A 13641-nucleotide genomic window follows, 5' to 3' on the forward strand; every position below is an offset into this window, starting at 1 on the left:
CAGCCCTGGTGGTTTGTTGTGAAAATCAGGAACCGGCCATCGATGACCAGGAAGCGGAAGATAAATCCAGGCCACAGCAGGTTGCGGAGAAGCTACCTCACGAAAATCACGCGACAGCACAGGCCCGGTCGTCCCGGAACACCGGCTCCCTTCGTCATGTTTATTGTGCATTGAGCGGGCAGCCGCGGTGGCGAAGCCACGGCAGCGCCCTGTTCAATGGCATTTGACGTTCGCCCTGGCAAACAAAGCATTCAGGCTATAGCCCCGCCGCTCAAATGCGGGGCCATGCTTTTAGGGTCAGTCCTTGAAGGCGTGGTCGAGTTCGTTAATTTGTTTGTAGATTTCCAGCATCTGGCCGCTGAGCTGGTTCACCACCTGCCCGGCCAGGCGCTGGGTTAACTCGTCGCTGCCCCAGAAGTATTTTTTCTCAAACGCCCGGAACTGCTCGCGGAGTTCATAGGTCGCGTTCGCCAGCGCCGCCACGTCCACACGCAGGGCAATATTGTCTGAATAGTTGCTCATATCAGGCTCCCGTACTGCTGAAAGGCTGCAACCGGCGCCGCCGGACGCAGACGCTGAAATTCCGCCAGGCGACGCTGCCCCGCCGCGTGGTACTCCTCCATTAACTCGATGCCAATCCAGCGTCGCCCGCACTGCGCCGCCGCGACGCAGGTCGAACCGCTTCCGGCAAAGGGGTCGAGGACTATCGCACCCGGCTGCGTGAAGGACTCAATCAGCGGCCACAGGATAGAGACGGGCTTTTCCGTCGGATGGTGACGGTTGCCGGTGTACTGCCAGGGCATGACGTCCGGGAGCGGTTTTTCCGGCAACGGCGGGCGCCCTTTGGCGAGGACATAGGCGCTTTCGTGCTGATAGCCGACGAATGCGGATTTCGAAGCATAGGTCTTGGTGAAAACAATGTGGCCAACCACGCGAAAGCCGGCGGCTTTCCATGCGGCCATAAACTGATCCACCCGGTTCCAGCCGTAAAAACTGACCGCCAGACTGTCGTTTTTCAGCACCCGGAACATCTCGCGGCTGGCCGGCAGTAACCAGTCCCCCTGTTTATCGTTGGCAATAGACCGCCCTGACCGGTCAGTAAATCCCACCAGGTAAGGCGGATCCGTGAGGATAAAATCCACGGAACGGGACGGAAATGTTGACATGACCAGCTGACAGTCACCCTGCATATATCGGGACATAGTGTTACTCACAGAGAGTGCCGGAACCGGCCGGCGCCGTGCCCCCACGACAGACGGGCGCAAAGCGGAGCAGGCAGGTGCGTCCCCGGAAGCCGCAGCGCAAACCCGTCACGGGCTGAATGCGCCGTGACGGGTGCGAACGGGTGAGGAGACGACGGAGTGAACACTTGCAGGCGCAGCGGCCCGGCTACAGTGCGGGCACGGCGTTGGCACTAACGTTAAGGACGTGGAGGGATAGCACGGAAGTGAGCAAATCAGGGCGGCACCGTCAGGTGCTATGGATGTGGAGCAACGCGACATCCTTGGGTGAAAAGCCGCCGGGCACAGGACCGGCGCAGCAAGGTTCACCGACTTATCCCCCGCGAATACCGAAGTTACTCAGTGAATCTGTGGATAACCGAAAGCGGTTTGAAATGAGACGGTAGTCTGCGACGACCGGGGCGGTACGCGAAATGAATGGCAGCAGGACAGACACCGGCCAGGCCGGCCTCTGAGGTCAGACGATGAATGAGGATGACATGCTGTTCGTCGCGGGCGGTTCAGAGGTGGCCACGATGCTCTTCAAGCAGGTCAATCGCCTGCTGCATCACGCCGGCCGTATAGTTGTCTTCAATAATTTTCGCATAAGCCAGCCGGTCGGCCAGGCATTCCATCAGGGTATCGTGGCAGATCTCTTTACCTGTCAGAAAAATGCGGGTCGCCGCGTCAGCGACGGCATCTTTGACGTCCGAGAAGAAAATCAGCTCTTTGGGAAAGCGGGGATTAATGACCATGTCATGCCTCCAGCGGGGTTAAGCGCCCCTTATCATGCGTCCGGGTTCTGAGCCGGCCAGCACGACCGGGCGTCGTCTTGAGCATGTCGAAAAGCGGAAAAAAAGTCCACCCTGGAAAAACCCGCAACGCTCGCCGCAGACTCGGCTGAGGCGTACCGCAGCACCGCGAGGAACGAACAGCCGCGACGAGGAAGCGTCATATCGTCTGCAGCTGAGGTGAAAACCGCACACTCCCGGCCTGATGTAGCCATAAAAAAACCGGCACGCGGGCCGGCGGAAAACGATGATCGGTTTTACTTACGGTTTTACTTACGGTTTTTCTTCCAAGTTTCAGAGGCCAGAAAGGCCGCGCGTACCACCACGATCGCCCAGCACAGCTGCAGGAGTATCTTCACCGGCACACTGAATCCGTCAAATATCAGCAGCGGCACAATAAACAGGCAGCTGAGGAGAAAACACCACTCCGCCGCGCTTTTGCGCGCCCTGCCCGTCAGCGTCTCCAGTCCGATTATCCCTTTGCATAACAGCATCAATGACATGGTTCTCTCCACAAATCTTCCGGCACGCCGGAGGGCTTCAGTCTTTTTTCAGCATGCGTTTGAAATTAGTCCGGGCCTGCCCTTCCCCTTCCGTACTGCCGGTGGGTTCCGGGAGCACTGAGGGGGCAGATACCTGGCCAGCGCAGGCGGCAATGACGTCCTGAATGCTGGCCGTCGTGGGCTGCCATCCCGTCGTTTGCTGAATAATACCCACCAGCTGGTCGGCGGTCAGCTGGCCATCGAACAGCATGGACAACAGATAAGGCAGACGCTTATCCAGCTGGTATAACGCGCTTCCGCCGACGATCGCCGCCCGGAAAAAATCACCACGGGTGCGCAGGGGAACTGACTCGATAATCTCCATCGCCCTGGCATCCTGACTGTCGTCTTCAGGGTGCAAATAGACGGTCAGTTTCTTACGTTTGTCGGTCACGGATAGCGCTCCTTGGAATTAAAGTAAAACAAGTTCGCGAACCAGCGCCGTCTGGGGTTCATTGACCACCACAATACGGTCGGGGGCCAGTTTCCAGGCACGGCGCACGGCAGCCTCAATCAGCGACGCCCCGCCACCCACCAGCCAAACCCGGTTCACCTGGCGGTACGCCGACAACTCATTGACCACCCGTTCCCCGAGTCGCTCGATGGACGAACTTATCATGTCCAGCACATAGTCCACTTTTGACTCATCGTTGACAACTGTGGCGGCAAACTCGCGGTCATGCCGTCGCTGTATCAGTTGATCGGCCACAAAGGCGCTGGTGTCGCTGTTGGCCATACGCAGTGCCGTGAGTGTGGCCTGTGTCACCATCGATACGCCGATCGTAGAATTGCCCTGAATGGCACTGACATCTTCAAACTGCCCCACCAGGACACCGGCATCGAGCGTCGTTCCCCCCAGATCAATAACCAGCGAGGTTTCCAGCGCCCCTACCCCTGCACGTTCCAGCGGCGATATCACGGCAGGCAACGATTCCGGCATGACGTCAACGTGTGCGATGGTGAAGGTTTCGCGCTTGTTCAGCGTTACCGGCCGCAGCAGGTTGTCAATTTTACGCTGTATGTTGGCCTCGTTATGCTGACAGTCGCTGGTGTAGAACTCACTGATAGGTAAGGTGACCGTCAGGCTTACCGGCTGTGGCGGCAGGCCACTGGTGAGCAGTGCATGATGTACGGCCAGCAAATTGGTGTCGCCATACTGGTATTCGATGTTGGTGGTATTGATCGCCTGATGGCTGACGCTGTCAAAGGAGTACTTCAGCCCGTCAATTTCATAGTTGTACGTTTCACTGCTGCCGATCCCGGCGACCTTCCACCCCGCTTTAAACGAATTCGGCGAGACAGAGGTACAGATTTCATCGCCGTCCCGCCAGGCCAGTTTTACGTTCGTCGAACCGTCGTCACAACCCATCTTTTTCATGACACACCTTTATATTTACTCAATTAGAGTAAATATAATACCCCAAAAAGGACTAATTGCAATTAATATTACTCATAATGAGTATTATTAAATCATCAAAATAGGGTTTATTTGAGGTGGAATGCCTTTTGTTCAAAGAATGTTCCCACGAATTATTTCCGCCTGAGAAAACAGAGAGCTAGTTAAAAGAAGCCATGCGGCGCTTGCAAGTCTGATTTTTCACAACAATAATACTGTGATTATATACAGTATTATTAAAAGGAGTTGCCATGCTACATATCACTCCCGCCGCCGTTGATCCGGTGAAGGTTTCGTTACCCCTGTTTATTGAACGATGCCCCGCCGGTTTTCCCAGCCCTTGTGCCGACTACGCTGACGCAGAACTGGATCTGAACGATTACTGTATAAAGAAAAAATCCTCCACGTTCTTCGTCCGGGCGATTGGAAATTCGATGACAGATATCGGTTTGCACAGCGGTGACCTGATGGTCGTAGATAAGGCAGAAGAGGCACATCATGGTGACATTGTGATAGCGGAGATAGACGGTGAATTCACGGTAAAGAGACTGTTACTGACACCTCGCCCAGGGCTTCAGGCCATGAACCCTAACTTTCCGACAATCTATCCGGAGGACTTGCAGATTTTTGGAGTCGTGATGGCTTTTGTGCATAAAACCCGGGGCGGTGAATGATGTTTGCCCTGGCGGACGTAAATTCATTTTATGCAAGCTGCGAAGCGGTTCTTAACCCAAAGCTTCGCGGTAAACCATTGATAATATTGAGTAATAATGATGGTTGTTGCGTGGCGCGATCCGCAGCAGCCAAAAAATTAGGCATAAAAATGGGCATGCCGTGGTTTCAGATCCAGCAGATGTCGTTCCCTGAGAAGGTGTACGCGTTCTCCAGCAACTATTCCTTATATCACTCATTTTCTCAACGGGTGATGAGTCATTTAGAGGAACTTTCGCCACGCGTGGAGCAATACAGCGTCGATGAAATGTTTATTGATATCAGAAGCATCGATAACTGCATGGATTTTGAAACCTTTGGCCACCAGCTGCGCGCCCACGTTCTGAAGGGAACTGGCCTGACCATCGGTGTAGGGATGGGACCCGGCAAAGTTTTGGCCAAAGCCGCTCAGTGGGCCTCGAAGGAATGGCCACAATTTAAGGGTGTACTGGCTCTTACGCCGGGTAATCCCCGGCGGACTGAAAAATTGTTATCGCTGATGCCCGTTCAGGAAGTCTGGGGCTGCGGAAGTCGGATTTCAAAAAAGCTAAACCTGATGGGTATTCACACTGCCCTGCAGCTCGCTCGCGCAAATCCCACTTTTATCAGGAAGAACTTTAGCGTTGTCCTGGAAAGGATATGTCGGGAACTGAACGGCGAAAGCTGTATCAGCCTGGAGGAAGCCCCGCCTGCAAAACAGCAAATTATCTGCAGCCGCTCTTTCGGCGAGAGGATCATAACCTATGAGGCGATGCGTCAGGCCGTCTGCCAGTATGCCGAACGGGCAGCGGAAAAGCTCAGGGGTGAACATCAGTACTGCCGGCATATTTCCGTTTTCGTGAAAACATCACCTTTCGCAGTCAACGAAATCTATTACAGCAACGTGGCCACTGAAAAGCTCACCACACCGACACGAGACACCCGCGATATTATTGCGGCCGCAATGAAGGCACTCGATCGTATCTGGGACGATGGCCGCCGGTACGCAAAGGCCGGAATCATGCTCAATGATTTCACACCAAACGGTGTATCACAGTTGGATTTGTTCGATGAAGTTCAGCCCCGACCTGCCAGTGACGCGTTGATGCACGTTCTCGATGGCATCAATAATTCTGGCCTGGGAAAGGTATGGTTTGCGGGACGTGGGATTGCACCCGAATGGCAGATGAAACGTGACATGCTCTCCCCTGCTTACACTACAAGATGGTCGGATTTACCGGTTGCCTCGATTCGTTGACCCTTCTCTATCTGCGTGTAAATTTTAGCGGCAATACGATATTAAATAAAAATCATTATGATTGTTAAATAATGCCTTTTTAATATTTTAATGATATTAAAATAACTTACATACCATTAATCCATCTCAACATTTAAAATCTGGATTGTGCTTCTGCTCTGCCCACCCCACGCAATTCCCACAGCATGGTCGGACGGGAGTTTTATGCTTGGAATACTTTTAAATAGTAATTTCAAAACTAGGGCTATCGAAGAGTCACCTAAGTGGAGAAAAAGTGACTCTGATGCAATAGCAATTGCATCTATCACAGTTAACCAATGCAAAAAATTTCTCTTTATCTAGTTACCAATCATTTACACCTCAAAAACAAATTATATTAATATTAAAATAATATTATTTAATGATAATTATCTGAGAAAATGCTGGTTTAAAAAGATATTTTACTGCTAGTATAAGAACATCATAAGCACAGCATTTTAATATTAAAATGAGGGTAAAAAATGATTCTTACAGTTGGGAATACTAAAGGTGGTGTAGGGAAAACAACACTTGCAGTGAATATTGCTGCCGCCAGAGCCATGCAAGGCCGTGATGTCCTACTTATTGATGCTGACCGGCAGGAGACAGCACAGACGGCGATCAGCATAAGAGCACAAAACGATATCCAACCAGGTATCGCATGCTCGGCTTATGCTGATGGCCCGATTCTGCGCTCACAACTTATGCAGCAAAAAGCAAAGTATGATGATGTGATCATTGATGCTGGCGGCAGGGACTCAACAGCATTGCGTGCAGCACTCGTTTTGACAGATGTCCTTTTAGTTCCCTACCGTCCAGGCAGTTTTGATGTATGGGCTTTGCAGGATATTTCAGACCTAATTACAGAGGCACGTAGTGTGCGTGACGGGTTGAAAGCTTACTCAATCATTAACGTTGCCGATGCAAATCGTAACTCAATAGACAATAGAGAAGCTGCAGCCATCTTTACCGATTACCCGGAGCTTGAGTTTATCCCTGAACATATTGTTGGCCGTAAAGCATTTTCAAATGCTGCTGGTTCAGGCCAATGCGTCTTTGAATATAAGCCACAAGATGCTAAAGCTAATCTGGAACTTACTACCCTCATAAGCATCCTATTTAACAATCAATAAAACATCATATTAATATTAAGGTGATATGAAATGGCAATTACAAAACCACCAAAAAAAACAAATGAAGCCAACGCTAAACTAGATGCTTTCATCGAAGGTGCTCCAGATGGCCAGTCAGCCAAAAAGAAAGGTGTCATTAAAGGGAAAAAACAACAAATCACGTTAACTATCACCCCAGATATCCTTGACCAATTAGACCAGAAAGCAGGAGACCTAGGGCTTTCGCGCGCGGCTCTGATCAACATCGGGATCCGGCATGTACTTAATGAAGGCGCAATGATTGGTGGGAAGAAAGACTAGAGGATATTCTCTATCGTTTCTTTTAACACTTATAATACTATCATTATGATATTAAATTGATTGTTTTTTAGATGCGTAATAATGGTTAAACACGTGCATAAAATGCAGACTTTGTTGTTTGGTGAGATATACACACTCCTAGTAAATTTAGCCAGATTTTGGAAATTATTGATGACCATTCTGGTGACAGACGAAGTGTATACATGTGGAGAGGGCAGGGTGATGTGAGTTGGGCAATACATAGTTCAGCATATCGCCGTCTCTTGAAAGAAAGACGCTGGGAAGAGCCACCTTCTGAGGTGACGATGCGCGATTATGAAAGAGATCTGCTACTTAACGCTTGGCATCAGGGCTATGGCTATGAAAATGGCAGGAAGTTGACTGATTTTGAGTTACTGGCAAAGCTTCAACACCATGGTGCTGCAACTAGGCTGATCGATGTATCAAGAAATATGTTAGTGGCTTTATGGTTCGCTTGCAGATCGCAAACTGACAAAACAGGCATTCTACTGGGATGGCATATAAGTAATATTCTGGGTTTTGAAGGTCGTTCTGAAGAAAGGGGATATAACGAAATTTTTGGGGCAGGGGACACTAAAGGTCTTGATACGGGCTCACATCCTGTTGTCTGGCAACCACCTGTAGTAACAAAAAGAATTGCAGCTCAAAGCGCTGAATTTTTATACAGCAGAGTTTGTGATGACCCAGTAAGTAGTTTGGCGTTTATAAAAGAAAAGAAGGCATTCCTGGCGATTGGTCTTACGCCGGAAATGAAAAGCGTTTGTTTAAGGATCCTCGAAGATAGCTTTGATGTACGCCAGTTAACTTTGTTCCCTGATATCGACGGTTTTGGTTATGCCAACAGTGAAAATTTTGGACGTTACAGTAACGAAAGATGGTGAACGAATAGGAGAAGATCCCTTTCATCCGTTCCGAACTGAAGAGTGGATCTAGTCAGAGTCTTCTGGATCAATAAGTTATCCACATATACACCTGATATTACAATTCTTAAGATCATAATTAGATCATATTAAAGAAAAACAGATCACCAGCCTCGTATTCTATTGAAAACATTACTTAAATCGGCACATTGAGCGGTTACTTTCATAAAAAAAGCGGTTACTTTCATAAATTTAGCGTTTACTTTCATAATAAAGGCGGTTATTTTCATAACCTTTAGGCGGTTACTTTCATAAAAAGTTCTCAAATTTCAAATACGGTGTGGATAAATGGAAAACTCTAATGATATCAATCCACCAGAAAGTCCATTCGCGATCATCAAGAAAGATTCAGGCACAGCTTATGAACTGATCCCGAACAGCAGCAAAACTGTCCAGCCTGTAGCACTACTTAGATTGAGTGTGTTTACCCCTGTTTCACCTAAGGAAAAGGGGAAGCGGGAATTTCTGATTGATGCGTCAGAAGAACTTTCCAGCTTAGAGGTTGCCAGGCAGGAAGGGTATACAAATATCAAGATTCAGGGCGCCAAGCTCGGTATGTCCACTGATTTCAAAACGTGGATAGGGATCATCTCTGCCTTTTCAAAATACGGTTATTCCAGTGAAAAAATAACCTTACCGTTCTCAGAATTTGCCCGGATGTGTGGTTTAAAGCCCACAGACATCAATGGACGTGCCAGAACACGTCTCAGTGACTCTTTGTTCAATTTATCGAGTGTTACCCTGTAGTGGCATAGTGAATTTGGCCACCTGAATAGAGGTGATATCATCACCTCATAGTCAAAACAGGTGACATTATGACCGGACGTAACAGACGCAATTTTAGCCCCGAGTTTCGCCTCGAGGCTGCCCAGCTTGTACTCGATCAGCATTACACCGTTGCCGCCGCTGCCACTGCGATGAATGTCGGCAAATCCACGATGGATAAATGGGTTCGACAACTGAAAGAAGAGCGAGCGGGAAAATCACCCATAGCTTTACCCATGACACCTGAGCAGATTGAGATACGTGAGTTGAAGAAAAGACTTCAACGCGTTGAAATGGAAAGGGATATATTAAAAAAGGCTACCGCGCTCTTGATGTCAGACTCCCTGAACAATTCTCATTAGTTGAGAAACTCAGGGCGCGGTTTCCTGTTGCCGTTGTGTGCAACGTGTTTGGGGTTCATCGCAGCAGTTATAAATACTGGCGGCAGCCCAGGAAGCCTGACGCCACGAGAGTGGCATTACTGAGCCTTGTGCGTGAAGTTTATCGCGAAAGTAACGGTTCAGCAGGAGCGCGAAGCATTGCCGCAATGGTCACCACCAAAGGTATAAAACTGAGCCGCTGGCGAGCAACAAAGCTGATGAAAGCGCTCAATATTATCAGCTGTCAGCAACGTGGCCATCGTTATAAGAAGGCGTCTAAGGAACACATTGAGATCCCTAATTATCTGGATCGCCAGTTTGCTGTTACCGAGCCTAATCAGGCCTGGTGCGGTGATGTGACTTATATCTGGACGGGAAAACGCTGGGCTTATCTGGCTGTTGTACTCGATTTGTTTTCCCGTAAACCGGTTGGCTGGGCGATGTCATTTTTCCCTGATTCCGCACTGACAGGTAAAGCCCTGTCGATGGCCTGGGAAGCACGGGGAAAACCGGCTAATTTACTGTATCACTCGGATCAAGGCAGTCACTACACCAGCAGGAATTTCAGACAGTTACTGTGGAGATATCAGATAAAGCAAAGCCTGAGTCGCCGTGGAAATTGCTGGGATAACAGCCCAATGGAACGGTTCTTCAGAAGCCTGAAAACAGAGTGGGTACCGGATAATGGCTACGCGAATTTTAGCGAAGCCAGCACGGCAATAACGAATTACATCACAGGATATTACAGCCAGCTCAGACCTCATCAATATAATGGTGGTTTGACGCCGAATGAATCAGAACGATTGTTCTGGAAAAACTCTAAAGCTGTGGCCAGTTTTTGTTGACCATATATGGACGCCCCGGGTGTTACAAGTACTGGTTCGATACGGTTTGCGACCATATATCCGGCGTCGTTAGTGGGTTAATTTACCCGCGCCATGATGTTATCCGAGCCCTGTTTCCTTATCACTACACCGGTATATGATTACCCAGGTCAACTTCAGGCTGTTACAGGGACGGTAGCCGTTTTCTCATCAGTGCCTGCAAACTCAGTTAAATAAGTTTCTGTAAATTGCTGTTTTTAGCTAATTCATCGCAACGGCCTTCTGCATATTAAAATCAACCCCATCTGTCAGCACACGCCAGATAATTCTCGTCAGTTTATTCGCCAGTGCAACCGTGGTTTTCAGGAACCCTCGACGAGCTTCAAGCCTTTGCAGCCAAAGGCCCAGACTGTCATCGCGCTTTTTCATACAGCGCATTACAGACCGTGCTCCATGGATGATTAATGTTCTGAGACTACGATTGCCATTTTTTGTCACGGAGGATAATCGTTGCTTGCCTCCCGAACTGTGCTGCCGGGGAACCAGGCCACACCAGGCGGATAACTCTCTGCCGTTGGAAAATTGCCCTGCATCCACTTCACTGATAAACGCTGCCGCGATGAGCGGGCCGACTCCCGGAATAGTTAACAACTGGCGATAGGCAGCTTGTTGTGAAGACAATGCAGCAATTTCCTTATCCAGTCCGGTGACGCGTTCATTCAGCGCCTGCATGTCTTCCCGCAATGTAGAAAGTAAACGGCGGACAGTGAACGTTAACTCATTCGACGCGTCTTCCATCAGTTCAGGCAGGTGCTGCTGGAGGCACTGTATCCCGACAGGGATAATGAGACCATATTCAGCGAGCAGAGAACGAAGCTGGTTAGCCAGCGCCGTTCTTTGCTCAACCATGAGCTGACGGGTATTTCGCAGCGCTTTGATATCCTGCTGCTCAGCAGTTTTGACCGGAACAAAGTGGATGCCAGGGCGGAGTGCTGTTTCACAAATCGCCAGCGCATCATTAGCATCGTTTTTCTGGCTTCTGACAAAGGCTTTAACGTGCTGGGCAGGTATCAGTCTGACGTTGTATCCCATCGTTCTGAAGGTTCTGCCCCAGAAGTGCGAAGTAGAGCATGCCTCCATCGCGATAAGCGTTCCGGGCTCGAAGTGTCGAACGCAATCCAGCAATTTTGAACGGGAGATCTTCTTGTTATATGCAATTGAACCATCAACCATCCAGACGCATACCTGAAAAACAGATTTGGCAATGTCGATACCAACAACTCTGATTGTGTTCATGTGATATCACTCCTGAATTAATTGCAGTCAATAGAGTATGGCACTGGCTACTTCAGGGAGGGGCGTCCATAACATCACTACAGATGTGATATTGATAGAGCAGGTCGATAGGTTGTCGCGTCTTAGCGATGAAGACTGGGACACACTGAAGCGTAGAATGCTTGAGAAGGACTTGTCAGTTATCAGTCTTGACCTTCCAACCAGTCATATAGCTCTTACTCATGCGGCTTCAGACAACTTTACACGAAGTATGCTTAGGGCTGTCAATTGTATGATGCTCGATATGTTGGCCGCTATCGCTCGTAAAGATTATGAGGATCGTCGCCGACGACAGAAAGAAGGTGTAGAAAAAGCCAGACAGGAAGGGAAATATGCCGGACGGCAACCTGATATGGCAAAACACGAGTTAATAACAACTTTACGGCTACATAACGGTAAATCCATAAATGAAACGGCGCGACTGGCAGGTGTATCAAGAATGACCGTTATTCGCGTATGCAAAACTAATAAAGGATGCTTAGAATCACAGTCGGAATCTGATGTTGCTTTAATATTAAAATGAAACCCCGAAATTAATCGGAGTTTCATTATTTTACGTTTAACAGGGTCCCGATCTCGGGAGTGATGTAAAAATACGCTTACAGAAGCGGTAATACAAATATTATTTTTGGCTGTCGAGCCATTTATTCATGTGCTCAATTTCACCTTTCTGAGCTTTTATGATGTCCTGCGCAAGCTTTCTCATTTCGGGATCTTTTCCGTATTTAAGTTCGGTCTCAGCCATGGCGATTGCCCCTTCATGGTGAGCAACCATACCTTTTGCAAACGCCTTGTCGGGATCGGACTCATTAACGGCGGCCATCATTTTGGCATGCATGTCTTTCATGCCTGCCATATATTCCTGTGACGATGCCGATGAGGACATATCAGACATTTTCATGTCCGAATGTTCGGCGGAAATGGCGGGCAGGGATAACATTAATATAACAAAAAGGCTGTTTCTGATTTTCATATAAAAATTCCTTTCAGGTAGGTACCGGTAAATTGTAGCTGAGTCAGTTAAAAAAGCCCCCTGGCGGGGGCAAAAAGAAGCAACAAATCCGGTAAAGGAATATTCTATCAGGGAAAAGGTAACAGCACGGATACTACCGTCGCATTCAGCCTGCATTGATCATGCGGCGGTGCGCTTCGGCCATGGCCTGATGTGGGCCGGATTGCCCGTTATTCATGAATTCATGGGCAACCGCTGCTCTTTCATGCTCATTCATCGCCGCGTAAGACGTTGACGGGACGGTCGTGGATACCGTGTTATTTCCCATCATCTTCTGATGACTTTCCACCATTTTCTGGTGCGCATCCGCCGAGCCGTTCGTCATGGTTTCATGAGCAATAATGGCCTGTTCATGCTGGTCCATACCGGTCATACGAGGAGCAGTCCCCTGGATCCCGACAGGAGCCGCAGCAGACTGCATCTGGTGAGCAGGAGCCTGTGCATTGTTGACGCGATCATGGATATTCACGGTTTCAGTGGCCCAGGCCGATGAAATTAAACCAAAGCCCAGCAAAGATGCTAATACGATATTTTTCATGATAACTCTCCATTTCTGAATTAGTGATGTCCGGGGAAGTACAACCGGTGTTTTCAGTTCCATAACTGAAACAAGTTCGGCAGCGTTTATTTCTCCGGAAGAGGGCTGGATATTCATTTCCTGGCGTACTCTGACGCCGGGTATTGATGAAGCAATCCAGCCTTCCTGATAAGTTGCACTAATTATATCGAATGGCTTCTGTTTGCTGCATGACAGGCTAATGACATCTTTGTCATTTACATCTTTATTTTCAGCATTGGGTTTCCGGGATCATTTTCTCCAGTCTGGGCACGGATAAGATAAAACGCGTGGAGCGTACGTCTGATTCCACCTGCACTCTTCCGTGATGTGCTTCCACGATTGACTTCACAATCGCAAGGCCGATGCCGCTGCCTTCTCCTTTTCGTTGTCTGGATGGATCCACCCGATAAAAACGGTCAAACAGCCTTGATAAATGTTCTTCAGGGATCGGTTTCCCTGGATTTTCAATCACAAGGT

At 48.9% G+C, this 13641-nt stretch carries 17 protein-coding genes and 2 pseudogenes; 9 read left to right on the plus strand and 10 right to left on the minus strand.

What is annotated here, in order from left to right; genetic code table 11:
- A partial coding sequence (locus tag ACT3RT_RS22535) for a hypothetical protein (protein WP_496203766.1) occupies positions 1-227 on the plus strand: 227 nt, incomplete at its 5' end.
- Between the two features lie 70 nt (positions 228-297).
- Here the strand turns inward: ACT3RT_RS22535 and ACT3RT_RS22540 are convergent.
- The 6 genes from ACT3RT_RS22540 to parM form a co-directional block, all read right to left on the minus strand.
- Positions 298-522 carry a YubE family protein gene (locus tag ACT3RT_RS22540; protein ID WP_491728682.1) on the minus strand — a complete coding sequence of 75 codons (225 nt, stop codon included), beginning with the start codon at positions 520-522 and terminating at the stop codon, positions 298-300.
- Positions 519-1202: a DNA methyltransferase gene (locus ACT3RT_RS22545; RefSeq protein WP_491728711.1), complete on the minus strand. Its 684-nt coding sequence runs from the start codon at positions 1200-1202 to the stop codon at positions 519-521. The genes ACT3RT_RS22540 and ACT3RT_RS22545 overlap by 4 nt, the downstream gene beginning before the upstream one ends.
- 539 nt (positions 1203-1741) lie before the next feature.
- Positions 1742-1975, minus strand: a complete 234-nt coding sequence (locus ACT3RT_RS22550; protein ID WP_224266899.1) for a hypothetical protein — start codon at positions 1973-1975, stop codon at positions 1742-1744.
- A 305-nt stretch (positions 1976-2280) separates the two neighbouring features.
- The gene (locus tag ACT3RT_RS22555) at positions 2281-2514 is read right to left on the minus strand and encodes a hypothetical protein (protein WP_213052954.1); all 234 of its coding nucleotides are present in this window, start codon (positions 2512-2514) and stop codon (positions 2281-2283) included.
- Positions 2515-2551: 37 nt separating this feature from the next.
- A complete protein-coding gene (locus ACT3RT_RS22560) occupies positions 2552-2947 on the minus strand; it encodes a plasmid partitioning/stability family protein (protein WP_224266898.1) in 396 nt (131 codons plus the stop codon).
- 18 nt (positions 2948-2965) lie between these two features.
- The gene (parM, locus tag ACT3RT_RS22565) at positions 2966-3931 is read right to left on the minus strand and encodes a plasmid segregation protein ParM domain-containing protein (RefSeq protein WP_421589578.1); all 966 of its coding nucleotides are present in this window, start codon (positions 3929-3931) and stop codon (positions 2966-2968) included.
- A gap of 269 nt (positions 3932-4200) precedes the next feature.
- On the opposite strand from parM, the gene umuD reads away from it, so the two are divergent.
- The 7 genes and pseudogenes from umuD to ACT3RT_RS22600 all read left to right on the plus strand — a co-directional run bounded on the left by umuD (position 4201) and on the right by ACT3RT_RS22600 (position 10279).
- Positions 4201-4623, plus strand: a complete 423-nt coding sequence (gene umuD / locus ACT3RT_RS22570) for a translesion error-prone DNA polymerase V autoproteolytic subunit (protein ID WP_224267004.1) — start codon at positions 4201-4203, stop codon at positions 4621-4623.
- Positions 4623-5897, plus strand: a complete 1275-nt coding sequence (gene umuC / locus ACT3RT_RS22575; protein ID WP_224267005.1) for a translesion error-prone DNA polymerase V subunit UmuC — start codon at positions 4623-4625, stop codon at positions 5895-5897. The genes umuD and umuC overlap by 1 nt, the downstream gene beginning before the upstream one ends.
- 500 nt (positions 5898-6397) lie before the next feature.
- Positions 6398-7048 carry an AAA family ATPase gene (locus ACT3RT_RS22580; protein WP_112197305.1) on the plus strand — a complete coding sequence of 217 codons (651 nt, stop codon included), beginning with the start codon at positions 6398-6400 and terminating at the stop codon, positions 7046-7048.
- Between the two features lie 30 nt (positions 7049-7078).
- Positions 7079-7348, plus strand: coding sequence for a ribbon-helix-helix domain-containing protein (locus ACT3RT_RS22585; protein WP_112197306.1), 270 nt, complete (start codon positions 7079-7081; stop codon positions 7346-7348).
- A gap of 224 nt (positions 7349-7572) precedes the next feature.
- Complete coding sequence (locus ACT3RT_RS22590) at positions 7573-8250, plus strand: FRG domain-containing protein (protein ID WP_491728681.1); 678 nt, start codon at positions 7573-7575, stop codon at positions 8248-8250.
- Between the two features lie 327 nt (positions 8251-8577).
- Positions 8578-9033 (plus strand): annotated as a pseudogene (locus ACT3RT_RS22595) (protein RepA); the annotation flags it as partial.
- A 71-nt stretch (positions 9034-9104) separates the two neighbouring features.
- Positions 9105-10279 (plus strand): IS3 family transposase gene (locus ACT3RT_RS22600; RefSeq protein WP_496203767.1). Its coding sequence is split into 2 segments (ribosomal slippage): positions 9105-9363 and positions 9363-10279, totalling 1176 coding nucleotides; the frame shifts between segments, so codons are not numbered across the junction.
- Between the two features lie 240 nt (positions 10280-10519).
- Here ACT3RT_RS22600 and ACT3RT_RS22605 read toward each other — a convergent pair.
- Entirely contained in the window at positions 10520-11554 is a 1035-nt protein-coding gene (locus ACT3RT_RS22605; RefSeq protein WP_013576221.1) for an IS110 family RNA-guided transposase, read from the minus strand.
- An 82-nt stretch (positions 11555-11636) separates the two neighbouring features.
- On the opposite strand from ACT3RT_RS22605, the pseudogene ACT3RT_RS22610 reads away from it, so the two are divergent.
- Positions 11637-12116 (plus strand): annotated as a pseudogene (locus ACT3RT_RS22610) (recombinase family protein); the annotation flags it as partial.
- Positions 12117-12215: 99 nt separating this feature from the next.
- On the opposite strand, the gene copM reads toward ACT3RT_RS22610, so the two are convergent.
- From copM to ACT3RT_RS22625, 3 genes are all read right to left on the minus strand, one after another.
- Positions 12216-12566, minus strand: a complete 351-nt coding sequence (gene copM / locus ACT3RT_RS22615) for a CopM family metallochaperone (protein ID WP_008455279.1) — start codon at positions 12564-12566, stop codon at positions 12216-12218.
- Between the two features lie 145 nt (positions 12567-12711).
- Positions 12712-13143 carry a silver-binding protein SilE gene (silE, locus tag ACT3RT_RS22620; RefSeq protein ID WP_000790483.1) on the minus strand — a complete coding sequence of 144 codons (432 nt, stop codon included), beginning with the start codon at positions 13141-13143 and terminating at the stop codon, positions 12712-12714.
- A 250-nt stretch (positions 13144-13393) separates the two neighbouring features.
- Positions 13394-13641: ATP-binding protein (locus ACT3RT_RS22625; protein WP_313725960.1), on the minus strand; the 248-nt coding region annotated here is incomplete at its 5' end.

Origin of the sequence: Ewingella sp. AOP9-I1-14 (assembly GCF_052375995.1) — a bacterium.
GTDB lineage: Bacteria > Pseudomonadota > Gammaproteobacteria > Enterobacterales > Enterobacteriaceae > Ewingella > Ewingella allii.

Bases quoted from the DNA above. Each gene is read 5' to 3' on its own strand.
- ACT3RT_RS22540 (WP_491728682.1), bottom strand. From the start codon at position 522: ATGAGCAACTATTCAGACAATATTGCCCTGCGTGTGGACGTGGCGGCG.
- ACT3RT_RS22545 (WP_491728711.1), bottom strand. From the start codon at position 1,202: ATGTCCCGATATATGCAGGGTGACTGTCAGCTGGTCATGTCAACATTT.
- ACT3RT_RS22550 (WP_224266899.1), bottom strand. From the start codon at position 1,975: ATGGTCATTAATCCCCGCTTTCCCAAAGAGCTGATTTTCTTCTCGGAC.
- ACT3RT_RS22555 (WP_213052954.1), bottom strand. From the start codon at position 2,514: ATGTCATTGATGCTGTTATGCAAAGGGATAATCGGACTGGAGACGCTG.
- parM (WP_421589578.1), bottom strand. From the start codon at position 3,931: ATGAAAAAGATGGGTTGTGACGACGGTTCGACGAACGTAAAACTGGCC.
- umuD (WP_224267004.1), top strand. From the start codon at position 4,201: ATGCTACATATCACTCCCGCCGCCGTTGATCCGGTGAAGGTTTCGTTA.
- umuC (WP_224267005.1), top strand. From the start codon at position 4,623: ATGTTTGCCCTGGCGGACGTAAATTCATTTTATGCAAGCTGCGAAGCG.
- ACT3RT_RS22580 (WP_112197305.1), top strand. From the start codon at position 6,398: ATGATTCTTACAGTTGGGAATACTAAAGGTGGTGTAGGGAAAACAACA.
- ACT3RT_RS22585 (WP_112197306.1), top strand. From the start codon at position 7,079: ATGGCAATTACAAAACCACCAAAAAAAACAAATGAAGCCAACGCTAAA.
- ACT3RT_RS22605 (WP_013576221.1), bottom strand. From the start codon at position 11,554: ATGAACACAATCAGAGTTGTTGGTATCGACATTGCCAAATCTGTTTTT.
- copM (WP_008455279.1), bottom strand. From the start codon at position 12,566: ATGAAAATCAGAAACAGCCTTTTTGTTATATTAATGTTATCCCTGCCC.
- silE (WP_000790483.1), bottom strand. From the start codon at position 13,143: ATGAAAAATATCGTATTAGCATCTTTGCTGGGCTTTGGTTTAATTTCA.